This is a genomic window from Shewanella sp. MF05960 (assembly GCF_050849305.1).
Lineage (GTDB): Bacteria > Pseudomonadota > Gammaproteobacteria > Enterobacterales > Shewanellaceae > Shewanella.
The window spans coordinates 161099-173264 of sequence record NZ_JBOZPS010000003.1; the positions used below are offsets into that span (position 1 = coordinate 161099).

Consider the following 12166-nt stretch of genomic DNA (forward strand, 5'->3'; position numbering starts at 1 on the left):
CAACATCACTTTCATAACTTTTCATTAAATCAAATTATTTTTCTTAGTATTGAATTTTGATCATTCCCGTATTACGTACTTTCATTACTTATATCTTTGAAAAACCATTTTATTTAAATAAAACTGACAATTCCTATTGTTTTCATTTGATTGTTGAGAGCACCACAAGTCCATTTTTTCTTTAGTAACAATACTACAAATATTTTTAACAGAGCCCTTCCCGTTGATAATAGAAATACTGGGTTCATTTAGATGTTTATCTTTAGACAAATAATTTGCAAAATAGAATTTATTTTCCAGTTTAAGTATTTTGTTTGGCGCATAGTTTTCATAAACAACTTCTAGTGAACAGTCTTTTATATCAACTTTGCTATAGGTATCAGCCCATGCTGAAAAATATAAACCATAAAGTATTACCACTTCATCATCTCCATCATTATTAATATCGATATTTTCATATATTTGATAGTGGTCATTAGAATGTGCAATATCATCATAAGATGGTTCAAAGCCTGTAAATTTAGCCACCCGTTTAGTCTCAGACAATATATCTCGTCTAACTTCAACAACTTTATCAAAGACATTAGGACACTGTTTAAATACTTTATGATTCCTGAATTCTTCAAACATTACAGACTTATCATTTTCACTGTAATATCTATTCAACTCAGGAATTGGATCAGAAAGATACTCTATATTTGATTTTACAATAAACTTCAGGCAATTTTCTCTATCACCATAAAATACAAACAAGTCTTTACTATTAGAAGTTAGCACTATTTCATTCTCACCATGTTCACCAGTAATAATTTCACTCGCTAACGAAAAAAAGGCTAGGCCATAAACAGCCAAAAAAAGTAATGGCTTTATGAAAGTTACTTTATATTTCATACAGTTAAACCTCAATCTAAAAAATAACACATTAAGTAACTAACAGCATTACTTTGAACTATTGCTACCCAAAATAAGATTAACCCCATCTAAATACACTTCAGGGTTTTCATGACCGCCTTTTTCTAACTGCTTAATCAACTCATAACGCTGATTTTCATACAATATCCGTGCTGAATTCGTTGGCATTGTCATATTCTTATAAATTTTTAAAAACAACTACTGTTAGTTTTCCATTTTTTTGTATGAACAAATTGCTCTTGTACTAACTAATTTATTCTCTCGAAATCGGAAAACTAAGCCACTCATAATTTGAACAAATAACATATCTCATTTTCATTGCTTTGGCGATAATTCTGCTAGATGTACTCAACTCACCAACGTTAATCAATATGGTTAAAAATTAGCGTTAAATTAGTAGTTTACCTATCCTATACAAAGTTCAACATAGCAGAAAAACCTGATAGCAATCAAGTATAAGGAAATGGTAATTCGATTGGGGATGATGACTTAAGTGCACAGCCAGCGCTGACAATTTGCAGCGCCTTGTCGTCGTTTTCAGTCTAAATGCTCGCAATATTCGGTTAAGGCAGGTAATGCTCCTACAGCGCCTTTAAATAATGCGCCAAATTCTGTAGTGATTTTAAGCCAATTATCTTTGGGGATGTTGTGTCTATTCAGTATGTCCTGGCTGCTTGAACTAATGGCGCCACACTGATATCAATGGCAAAGAGGGGCGCTAAGTCAAGAATGCCCGAATCGAACCACTCACGCCGATGCTCAAAGTTTTCACCTGTTGAATTATCAATACCACAACCACTTGGAAAGTGGTAAATAACGCGTAGCTCACTGTTCGTTATTCAGTCAATTATAATCATTAGCTTAATTTTATGGTTTTAGCTTTTGCATTGTTTTTTTGTTAATAAGAAACCCTATTTCTGCCTAAGCGTTTAGCTTCATACAACTGTGCATCTGCCTGTGATAAAGCCTTAGATAGCGTCATCTCTGTTTCAAATTGGGTGACCCCTATACTTAAGGTTATGGATAATATCTGATCTTCAAAGTTGAATTCATGTTGACTGATTTGCTGTCGAATTGATTCCGCTAATACTAATGCTTGGGTTAATTCTGTTGCCTCAACAATGACACAAAACTCTTCGCCCCCAATCCGAAAAGTATAATGATGATTAGCTATTAAGCTAATTTTTTCTGCACATTGCTGAAGTATAATATCCCCAGCTTCATGGCCATGATTGTCATTTATGTCTTTAAAGTAATCAAGGTCTAGCAACATTATATACATTGACGCATTTGGCTTAGTTGATATTTTTTGAAACTGCTTTGTTAACGCTAAGCGATTATATCTTTGGGTGAGAGGGTCAAGTAACGCTAATTCTTGCAACTCTTTTTCTGAATTCTCTCTATTCGTTTCATATACATAAGACACAATCCACACTGTAAGGTAACTACATATAAAATTAATCAACATAGATGAAAACATCATTTCCGACTTTACGCTGATATCTAACACTGACAACACCAGCAAAATACTGGTAGGAATAGTGGCTGATTTTTTACCCAGCATAAGGAAATACAGAATAGGGATAACCAGTGCCCAGCAAAATCTAAAGTTAGTTAACTCTGCGATATAAATAGCAAAAATAATCAGTGCGGTAAGACTATAGACGTATAGATGCACTTCCCATTCTTGATGGCGCTTGTTTAATGCACGGTACATTAATATAAGTGATAATAGAGCGTATATGAGTTCAAACGTCGCTAATATTGGGCTAGCTTCTGCTCTGAGCAAGTTAAATATGCCTAAAAATAATCCAATGATACTTAATAAACAACAGGTACCGATTAGCACTTTTCTTCTAAGAAGATAGGTTTTATCTAACTCAATCCTATGCAGCATAGCACTCCCATATCAAATTAATTTACATCATGTTCTTTTATCATAGCGTTATTTGGAACAATGAGTAATAAACATAAACATTAGACTTCATTGTTCAACCTTAACACTGGGTCATAATTTTATGGGAATATCATTGACCATGCCAACACGACATTCGTAAATCCATTCACATCAGACTCCGCTCAGAAGCGTTAGCATTTTCATTCTTTGCCATAAAGAGGTGGCTGAAGCAGGCTACAAGCGAGGTAAAAAGCGGGATAATTTTCCGTCGCACTTTTTTCGCTGCTTTTTTTTGTTAAATTTTTTGTTAAATTTTTTGTTAAATTTTTTGTTAAATTTTTTGTTAAATTTTTGGTTAAATTTTTGGTTAAGCTATTGGTTAAAAGCGAAAATATTTCCGGAACACTGAGGGTTTGCAAAGGTTGATTGATGAACAAGAATGCGCTTTATCCCTTTGCTCTAGTATCGGCTTTACTCTGGTATCGGCTTTACTCTGGTATCGGCTTTGCTCTGGTATCGGCGAACGCGACGTTAGTGGCCGCAGGTCATGCATCAATATGAAGATGGCCGAAGGTCATAACCCCGAAACGTTATGACCTTACGTTGCTTACAAATAACGCGCAAATTGCTGGCCACTTTTTAGCGGTTTAGTGGGTGCAACCACCGCTGGAGTGCCGACATATAAAAAGCCCACAATTTGATCGTCTGCGGCTAATCCTAATGCGGCATTCACATCAGCGTTAAAAGCAAAATCACCACTGCGCCATACTGCGCCAATACCTAAAGAGAATGCAGCTTGTTGCATGGCCATGGTGGCGCAGCCTGCTGCGATATGTTGCTCTAAAACTGGCACTTTGTCATGCTGTTGCGTTTTGGCAACAACGGTTATCACCATAGGTGCACGATATGGCATATTGCCGGCTTTGGTTATCATGGCTTCGTCGGCACCTTGTGCTTTGGCTGCGGCAACAAAAACATCAGCCAATTTTGCTAAACCATCGTCAACGGCAATAATAAATTCCCACGGTGTTAGTGCGCCGTGATCGGGTACTCTAGCTGCGGCGTCGAGTAAAAAAGTCAGTTGTTCTGCCGTTGGTGCTGGGGCGACTAGACGAGGCGTTGACTGGCGAGTCAATAACAGTTGTGTTGCGTCCAAGGTTCAATCCTTTCAAGTAAAATTATGCGAATGATATTAACAAAAATCCCACCAATTTGGTGGGATTAATTAAACGGGTTTCATCGACTGAGTGAACAACACTACTTTAATAAGCGACGGCTAATAAAATAGTCGACACTGGTGTAACGTCCACCGCCAATAACCAATAACGCTAACAACATGAATAAGTAAGTAATGGCGAATTCGATACCATTATTTAAAATCACAAAATTGCCAGAGCTGGTCAGCCATTCGTAATTACCATGTTGTTGTAAAATAGATTTAGCCGCGGCCAGTTTTTCTGCTGATGCCATCACGTTTTCATTGGCAAGCCATGAACTGGCATCGGCAATAGCTAACCATCCATTAGGTAAATGCACTGCAAATGCTGCCACTAGCATGGTGATCATCATAGGCAATGCGACTAATCGAGTGGCTAATCCTACCAGTAATAATGCTCCGCCAATTAGCTCGGTACCTGCCGCTAATGCTGTCATGACTTCTGGCATGGGTAAACCTAAGCCCCAATCTGGGTTTCCAAACCAGGCTGCGGTGTCGTCAAAATGAGATAGCTTATTGTATCCTGCCTGCATTAATACCGGCGCAAGGTAAAGCCTTAAGGCCAAAGCGGCTATGCCGTCTGAGTGCTTAATAACAAGTAAAAATTGTTGATATAACCCAATTAACGCCTGCATAAATAATTCGTCCTAAATGTGTAGTGAATCAAAAGACCTGCTTTAGCGGCAAAATCTTTCAATTTACGCTGAGGTATCTCAGTGAGGTTCAGTTATTTATCTAAGTGCAATTCGGTTAAATCGTCAACTAACTCGGTTAATTTACCATTAAAGTGTTTGCGCTGTTTGTCGCTAAAGCTTTGGTTTAAAGCAATTATCATCACCCCAAACTTATGTGTATTCTCAGTGACATTATTTTGATAAACAGATGACTTTAGCTCATCAGGTGCGGTGAGTAAGCGTGTCATTTGAGCGGTAAAATAGTCAGCCTCATTACGGCGCAATAAAGCTTGCTCAAATTGTCGTAGCCATTCGTGACGGTATTCTAACCACATATCTAAGGTGGCTAAACGCTCTGTATTGGCTTGATGAATAATCTGCTGTTGCGCCTCACTGACACTACCGGTCCATTCTTTTAACTGTTTTTCGATACGCTTGTCTGAGTCTGTTATCAGTTCACTTTGCTCTTTACCGGCGTATTCTTCAATTAACTCTTTTTGCTCTTTTTTAAGCTGAGTTAATACCTGTTGAACTTGTTTGTCATCAAAGCTTGCTACTATGGGGAGTAAGTCTGGCATGACGACATTAAAAATTCGATACCAGTGCGCTTTGGCCATAGTGACTTGTTGCTGCCATAACTCTGGTGTTAATGAATATTCATTGGCTTGAGTTGATAATAAGGTTAGCTGATCGCGGTATCGAGGTAATTCATCTTGTCGATGCCATACTAAAAACTTTTCAACAAGTTGATCAAATTTATCTTGCTGATCACGATTTAAATCAACATATTCTTCAACTTCCCACTCGATGGCCCAATCGAGAAAGAAATAGCTCACCTTGGTTGAACAGCCTACAAATAAAACCGTACAGCACAATAATAACAACAGTTTTTTGGTCACAATTGGTCCCTCAAAATTAGGTGAATCTATACTATACCCAAACAACCTGAAGATACGTTGATTAATGGATCAGGGCTAAGTATTGATTGTAAAACTTAATGTATTTAGCCATCGCTAATGTATCTTGTTGAGATTCATTAGCCGCCATAAGCAGTGACCACATTGCCGAGAATAACCAAAAACAGTTTATCGCAGCAGGCATTGCCGCTTTAGCGGCGGCTACATCGGTCAAACTCGACATTTGGCAATATTGCACAATAACCTTGTGAGTTAATTGCGCCACTTGGTCTTCTGTTAAGTTATGGGTTGCTACAGTGCTGGCTAAATCAAACAATGGATGGCTGGCAATAGCATACTCATAATCAATACAAAATAGTTTACTTTGCGGCAATGCGCTATTTATGGGGGCGGGACTTAACAGCAAATTGTGTGGGGTTAAGTCGCGATGACAAAAAATAGGCAACAGAACACAAGATTCAAGCTGTGACAGCCAATGCCTGATACGCATGTTCATACCCTGCAATGTTTGCCATGCGTGATGCCACTGTGCGTCAGTTTGTTGCTGACTCATCGCATCTAATTGCAAAGCGTATTGCTGCCATTGCCCACTTACACTTATGCATTTAGACGGTACGGGTAATTGGCTCAGCGATGCAAATAATTGCGCCAACAAAGCAACCGCATCCACATTCGGATGAGCGATTGCCGACAATGGCCGAGTAGATGAATGGCCAAACATGGATGAGAACTGGCTCCAATCGCCTTGCGGTTGAGCGACAAAATCACTTAAATAAAATTGCTTGTCGTCACTCACCCATTCGAGTTTCGGCGCGATATTCGCCGCGATAGCAGAGCGCCAACATTCAACCTCAAGCGCCCTATTACACCAATGACTGTGGCGTTGATTGACGCGCAACACCTTGTCACCCGAGGGGCAAGACAACAAATAATTTTGGTTACTTAAGCCAGTATTTAATAAGGTAACGGCAGTGCATTGCGTTAATAATGAGTGATATGTTGCAGCGGGTATTGCCTGCTGCAACATATTAATTAACTCACTGGGTAACGTGAGTAAAGGTGATGACATAAATTTTACCGCAATAACAATCTGATAATGCTGTGATTATACACTAATTGCCTGTTGAGAAAGCTTATCTTGTTTAACAATGGAGTGTTGATATTTTTTACGCCACATCATGTAACCGCCAACGGCCATAGCGACATATAAAATAAACAAACCTGAGGTCAACATCAGTCCTTTTTGGAAGTAAAGGTAGATAGAAACCAAATCAATCACCACCCAGTACAGCCAGTTCTCGAGCACTTTTTTTGCCACTAAGTACGTGGTAACAACCGCAAAACAGGTGGTGGCTGCATCGATATAGGGAAATGCTGCACTGGTATAATTCGCCATACCGTATCCCACCACTATCGACACCAAAGCAGTAACGGCGATAACAATACTGTGAGTCGTCAACGACCAACTGCTAATGCTCAGTTGTGTATTCACTTCATGGTGTTGAGATTCCTGCACAGGCGGTACATGCAACCACAGCCAATAACCATAAACAGCCATGCCCATGTAATAAATATTGAGCACCGACTCCATTAATAGCGACACATTCCAAAACAATACTGTGTAAATGGCGGTGCTCAGAAACGCCGCCGACCAACACCAAATGTTAGTCCGCATTGCCAGAATAAGGTAAGCCAGCGCAAGCATGACGGCAATGGCTTCCCAAAATGTCATGACCGACGCTTCGCTAAAAGCTTGTTGAATGGCTAACATCACGTCATTCATGGCTGTTATTCGCTATGACTTAGGTTAAGTTCGCCACCAATAAACTTGCACACAAATACGGCTTTGCCCCACTTCTCGTGAGCAGCTTGCATTTCAATGGCCAGCATTGACATAACATCAGCGTACTCACCGCACACTTGTGTTGCCATGGCATTGGTGACACGTTCAATATTGTTGTAGCTATCAACACGGCCAATAAACCACTTGATTGGATCAAGGTAGTTTTCGTTGAATGGATACATACTAATTTCAGCGGTTAATTTCATTGTTCATTTCCTAAAAGGTATGCGGCACCGGGTGATGCCGCAGTTGAACTTACATAAATTTATAGTCGAACGTCACACCCACTTGGCGAGGGTCGCCATAACGAATGTATTGTTTGTCGGCCCAATCTAAATCGGGTTCGTTACCAAAATAGAAGCCGCGCACACCGTATTCTTTATCAAATAAATTACGGCCCCATAAGTAAGCCGACCATGTTGCTGTTTCGTAACCTAGGCGGGCATTATAAATGGTGTATGCATCTGATGTTGACTCGTTACTATCTGAGTAATAAAAATCACTTTTTCCACTGGCATTGATATTAGCAAACCAGCCCGAATCGGCGACATACGTCATACCGGCACTGTAGGTAAAATTAGGAGAATGGGCTAATTCACGACCCGACAAATCAATAATCGAGCCGTATTTGTCACTGTATTCATACTGGCCGTATTCGGTTTCTAACCAGCCAACGCTGCCGTAAAACTCAATATTCTCAGTGACGTACCATTTAGCATCGACTTCAGCGCCGTAGTTTTGTGAACTACCGGCATTTTCAGTAAATAATACAAATCGTTGTGGATTATCTGGGTCTTGTAAAGAGGCTGACACTTGTTGATCTTCACGATCCATGAAGAATATTGCCAATGTCGAGTCAACCTTGCCGTCTAACCAAGTCGATTTCATGCCGATTTCGTAGTTATATAAAATCTCGGTATCAAACTCTTTTTTGTTGGCTAATTCTGTTGGCAACGTCATATTAAAGCCACCCGCTTTATAGCCTCGCGCAATGCGTGCATAGGCATTATGGTGACTATTTATGGCTTTTGACAAGGCGATATGACCGCCCCACATGTTTTCTGACGGATCAAAATTATCGTTATTACTGTCGCGGTATTCACTGTCTCTTTGCTCAAAACGCAAACCGGTAGACAACAAATAATCATTGCCTAAATGACTGTCTAATTGAGCAAACACAGCATAATTTGTGGCTTCGTAACTCGACTGCAACACTTCATCTGGCCAGGTGTTGTACTCAGAATATAAGTCATTATCTTCATTGAGGTTCATGGCATATACACCCACTAACCAGTCAGTGCTACCTGCAAAAATCCGCCCTGCATCTTTTGATGATAAACGAAACTCCTGGGTAAGCGTTTGGCGGTCGCCTTCTTTATCCCAGGTATAATCGTACTCACATGGCTCGCTGCCTGTGACGTTGTAGTCATCATCATACAAAGTACATTGCTTGCTGGCCCAGTAGTCAGGGTTTGCCCAGTCACCATCATATGCGTGGTGGTGGTCGGTTTGCGCTATCGAGGTGAGTGAGGTGAAGTCAAATGCTGTGGCACCGGTATAAATAAACTTAAGCCCAGCACCTGTTGTTTCTTGCGCATCAATACCCGGTTGATCGGTTAAGGTATTAGTGGTGTTGTCTAGTGTCCAGGCATCATAACCGTTATCGAAATTGGCATGTAATAAGGTCAAATCAATTTGTAAATCGTCTGTGGCATACCAGCGTAATTTAGCGCGGGCACTGAGCTCGTCACGTTGATTGCTGTCGTCACTATTTAGGTACAGATTATTTCGGTAACCATTTTGAGTATGTTGTTCAACCGATACCCGATACAACAATTTACCTGAGTCATTTAATGGCCCAGAACTAAAGCCAGAAAACGTGCGTAAATCATCATCGCCAACGCTGACTTTTGCGCCATGCTCAAATGAATCGGTAGGATCATTACTTTTTAGATAAATTAATCCCGCTAAGGCATTGGCACCGTATTGTGTCCCTTGCGGTCCACGCAGCACTTCAACCTGTTGCATGTCATACATGCTCGACACCATGCCAAGTCCTGATAAATCAATATCATCGACCACAAAGCCAACTGATGAGTTTGGCGCGCCCTGGTATTGCTCTTGCTCGCCGACACCGCGGATTTGGAAGTATTTAGGACGAGAGCTACCACCAGACCAGTTAAAGTTAGCAATGGAATTCAGCACATCTTCAAAATGCTGCGCACCTTCGTCTTTAAGTTGCTGAGCATCGATAACGGTCACGCTCGATGGCATTTTATCAAGGCTGATATTACTAAAATCAGCATTAACAACAATGACTTCCATTTTTTCATATTCGGGAGTTACGCGCTCAACATCAGCCGTTTTGGCTAAAACAATCGGCGAGCTTAGTGCTGCGATAACCGCTAAGGCAATTGGGGTGTGGGTTAACCCGGTAGATTTTTTCGTGAACATAGGACCTCAAATAGTGATTTTGAGATCCGGCAAGAGTAGCGAATAAGAGGTGCACTTAAAGATAGTGTGGCCCATTCCTACGCCGGTATAAGCCGGATCAGGTTCTAAGGGTTCGTCTTAACGACATCTCAGTTCAGTATTGCTGAACACCCCTTGGCGGCCACGAGTATAAACTATCTAAAATCTGATTACACGATCCGTCATACAATTTGATAACACAAAAAGCACTTTGCCAATGTCGACATTATGCTAGTGCCTTTGTCGTATCAAACAAGCGGTAAACCTCGTGTACAAAATACGAATATAAAGCGTTAATCAGAGTAGGTTTCGCGCACGTATACCTCAAAATGACTGACTTGAGTATTAGGTGCTACTGCACTGACTTGCAGTTGTTGCATGCCATGTAATTTGACCGACTTCCAACTTGTTGCCTCATTTTCAATGGTATAACCGTTGGCATCAAACCAGGTAAATTTGTATTGCACGCGTAAGTCTGTGCTCGATTTACTCTGAATTAACGCCGAGGCTTTAACTAAGTCGCCCACCATAATTGACGCAATATCAGTGACATTGACATCACTGGCAAAAGAGCTGCTATCAACGCGAACTTGCCCATTAGAGTCAAGGGCAATACCCGCGGTGTTGTGAGCACAAGCGCCAAGTAACAACGTTGATGTGAGTACGATAATCGATGCGAGTTTCATAATCTTTTCCTTAAATGTTACTGGCGGTTTGGGTTATTAATCTAATAAAAAATGCGCTCTGGCTGTGGCGATCAATTGTTTACGGTTAGTTTGCCAACAATTAATGCTCACATTCGCCACGCGGCGCCCTTGACGGGTAATTTTACATTCTGCAAAGGTGTCTTGATGTAAACCTGCGCGTAAATAGTCAATTGAAAAGTCGACAATTTTAGGCACCTTTTTGGCCTGCATAAACACCATTAATTGCACAATGGCCGACATTTCCATAAAGCCTGCAATCACCCCTCCGTGAATAGCCGGTAGAATGGGATTGCCGATATTGTCATCTTTTGCGGGTAATCTAAACACCATTTCGTCGCCAAAACGGGCTACAGACATACCAATAAATTGTGAGTACGGCACTTTTTCAAGCAAATAACTGTAGTCATTTAACTCAATGGCACGCTTTACCACATCTTGAACATCCAACTCACTTGATGCAACCTGGGTTGTTTGCTCAGTCATGCTGACTCTCCGGCAAGTTTCCCATTAACGCCTGACGAAACTCTTCGCCAACCATTTCAGGGCTAATACGCATAAATGAACCTACCGCATGGGCAATCGGTTCATCAATACTTTCTTGATAGGCAATCGCGCGGGTAAAGGCCACACTAGACGATAAACGGTAACACTCTGCAAAGGCATAAACCGGTTTATGTGGCTCAGCAGGCTTCATGTAATCGACCCGTAAATCTAATGTTGGTGACAACTCAAGCGATTGATATTTTTTTAAAATGGCGCACACCACTGCGGTGCCGCAAGCGGTGTCGATGAGGGTGGTAATCACCCCACCATGGATCACACCCGTATCAGGGTAACCAATAATGTCTTGGCTGTATGGCAACTCAATTAATACGTGATGCTCACTGGCTTCTTTAACACTTAACCCTAAGCGGCGGCACTGAGCCAATTGGTTAACAAAACGAGTGGCCACTTCAGTTAATGGGAAAAAATCACTGTTAATTTTCATTAGTCGCGGCTCAGCATTGGACCTAATGGCTTACCGCCTAAAAGATGCATATGAATATGGTATACCTCTTGGCCACCATGTTTATTACAATTCATAATCAAACGATAACCATCTTCTGCAATGCCTGCTTCATCGGCTAATTTAGCCGCTACGGTCATCATTCGGCCTAAGGCTTTTTCATCTGATGCTTTGACATCATTGGCCGTGGCGATTAAATGATTAGGAATAATAAGTATGTGCGTGGGCGCTTGCGGAGCGATATCACGAAATGCAGTGACGAGTTCATCTTGATATAAAATATCGGCTGGAATTTCACGACGAATAATTTTACTGAATATGGTTTCTTCGGCCATTTTAGGATCCTTAATGAATGACAGCATTCTGCTAATGATGATAGTAACAAGTCTTTGATCTCTGACTCCAGAAAAAACTCAATAAATCAGTTATCTTTTACAGAAAATGGGATTCGTTTGCTTAACCGAGTCATTTTTGGCAGCATTGTTGATTATAGCTCAATCCTTTTGATTGCAACGCTTCTAC

The 12166-nt window shown here is 40.8% G+C and carries 16 protein-coding genes, 1 pseudogene and 1 riboswitch; of the genes and pseudogenes, 1 reads left to right on the plus strand and 16 read right to left on the minus strand.

Annotated elements, in window-relative coordinates:
- Window positions 1-84: 84 nt before the first annotated feature.
- The 5 genes and pseudogenes from ACROAE_RS04100 to ACROAE_RS04120 all read right to left on the minus strand — a co-directional run bounded on the left by ACROAE_RS04100 (window position 85) and on the right by ACROAE_RS04120 (window position 3246).
- Window positions 85-891, minus strand: coding sequence for a hypothetical protein (locus ACROAE_RS04100; RefSeq protein ID WP_432399658.1), 807 nt, complete (start codon window positions 889-891; stop codon window positions 85-87).
- A gap of 48 nt (window positions 892-939) precedes the next feature.
- Window positions 940-1080 carry a hypothetical protein gene (locus ACROAE_RS04105; RefSeq protein WP_432399660.1) on the minus strand — a complete coding sequence of 47 codons (141 nt, stop codon included), beginning with the start codon at window positions 1078-1080 and terminating at the stop codon, window positions 940-942.
- A gap of 369 nt (window positions 1081-1449) precedes the next feature.
- Window positions 1450-1602: pseudogene (locus ACROAE_RS04110) on the minus strand (transposase); the annotation flags it as partial.
- 208 nt (window positions 1603-1810) lie between these two features.
- Entirely contained in the window at window positions 1811-2809 is a 999-nt protein-coding gene (locus ACROAE_RS04115; protein ID WP_432399662.1) for a GGDEF domain-containing protein, read from the minus strand.
- A 200-nt stretch (window positions 2810-3009) separates the two neighbouring features.
- Complete coding sequence (locus ACROAE_RS04120) at window positions 3010-3246, minus strand: hypothetical protein (RefSeq protein ID WP_432399664.1); 237 nt, start codon at window positions 3244-3246, stop codon at window positions 3010-3012.
- Between ACROAE_RS04120 and ACROAE_RS04125 the strand changes: the two genes are divergently transcribed.
- Entirely contained in the window at window positions 3239-3370 is a 132-nt protein-coding gene (locus ACROAE_RS04125) for a hypothetical protein (protein ID WP_432399666.1), read from the plus strand. The genes ACROAE_RS04120 and ACROAE_RS04125 overlap by 8 nt on opposite strands.
- Before the next feature lie 46 nt (window positions 3371-3416).
- Here ACROAE_RS04125 and ACROAE_RS04130 read toward each other — a convergent pair whose 3' ends face one another.
- The 11 genes from ACROAE_RS04130 to hinT all read right to left on the minus strand — a co-directional run bounded on the left by ACROAE_RS04130 (window position 3417) and on the right by hinT (window position 11979).
- Window positions 3417-3965: an NAD(P)H nitroreductase gene (locus tag ACROAE_RS04130; protein ID WP_432399668.1), complete on the minus strand. Its 549-nt coding sequence runs from the start codon at window positions 3963-3965 to the stop codon at window positions 3417-3419.
- 101 nt (window positions 3966-4066) lie between these two features.
- Window positions 4067-4660 (minus strand): HvfX family Cu-binding RiPP maturation protein, encoded by a 594-nt coding sequence (locus tag ACROAE_RS04135; protein ID WP_432399670.1) that lies wholly within the window; start codon window positions 4658-4660, stop codon window positions 4067-4069.
- 92 nt (window positions 4661-4752) lie between these two features.
- Complete coding sequence (locus tag ACROAE_RS04140) at window positions 4753-5598, minus strand: DUF6279 family lipoprotein (protein ID WP_432399672.1); 846 nt, start codon at window positions 5596-5598, stop codon at window positions 4753-4755.
- A 61-nt stretch (window positions 5599-5659) separates the two neighbouring features.
- Window positions 5660-6685: a phosphotransferase gene (locus tag ACROAE_RS04145; protein ID WP_432399674.1), complete on the minus strand. Its 1026-nt coding sequence runs from the start codon at window positions 6683-6685 to the stop codon at window positions 5660-5662.
- Between the two features lie 36 nt (window positions 6686-6721).
- Entirely contained in the window at window positions 6722-7399 is a 678-nt protein-coding gene (pnuC, locus tag ACROAE_RS04150; protein WP_432399676.1) for a nicotinamide riboside transporter PnuC, read from the minus strand.
- 5 nt (window positions 7400-7404) lie between these two features.
- Complete coding sequence (locus ACROAE_RS04155; RefSeq protein ID WP_432399678.1) at window positions 7405-7665, minus strand: hypothetical protein; 261 nt, start codon at window positions 7663-7665, stop codon at window positions 7405-7407.
- A gap of 49 nt (window positions 7666-7714) precedes the next feature.
- Entirely contained in the window at window positions 7715-9913 is a 2199-nt protein-coding gene (locus ACROAE_RS04160; RefSeq protein ID WP_432399679.1) for a TonB-dependent receptor, read from the minus strand.
- Window positions 9914-9970: 57 nt separating this feature from the next.
- Window positions 9971-10077: riboswitch (TPP riboswitch) on the minus strand.
- A 147-nt stretch (window positions 10078-10224) separates the two neighbouring features.
- Entirely contained in the window at window positions 10225-10617 is a 393-nt protein-coding gene (locus ACROAE_RS04165) for a YcfL family protein (RefSeq protein ID WP_432399680.1), read from the minus strand.
- A gap of 36 nt (window positions 10618-10653) precedes the next feature.
- Window positions 10654-11121, minus strand: a complete 468-nt coding sequence (locus ACROAE_RS04170; protein WP_160056244.1) for a PaaI family thioesterase — start codon at window positions 11119-11121, stop codon at window positions 10654-10656.
- A complete protein-coding gene (locus ACROAE_RS04175; protein ID WP_160056246.1) occupies window positions 11114-11626 on the minus strand; it encodes a PaaI family thioesterase in 513 nt (170 codons plus the stop codon). Before ACROAE_RS04175 ends, ACROAE_RS04170 begins: the two co-directional genes overlap by 8 nt.
- Window positions 11626-11979, minus strand: coding sequence for a purine nucleoside phosphoramidase (hinT, locus tag ACROAE_RS04180; protein WP_160056248.1), 354 nt, complete (start codon window positions 11977-11979; stop codon window positions 11626-11628). The genes ACROAE_RS04175 and hinT overlap by 1 nt, the downstream gene beginning before the upstream one ends.
- Window positions 11980-12166: the final 187 nt, after the last annotated feature.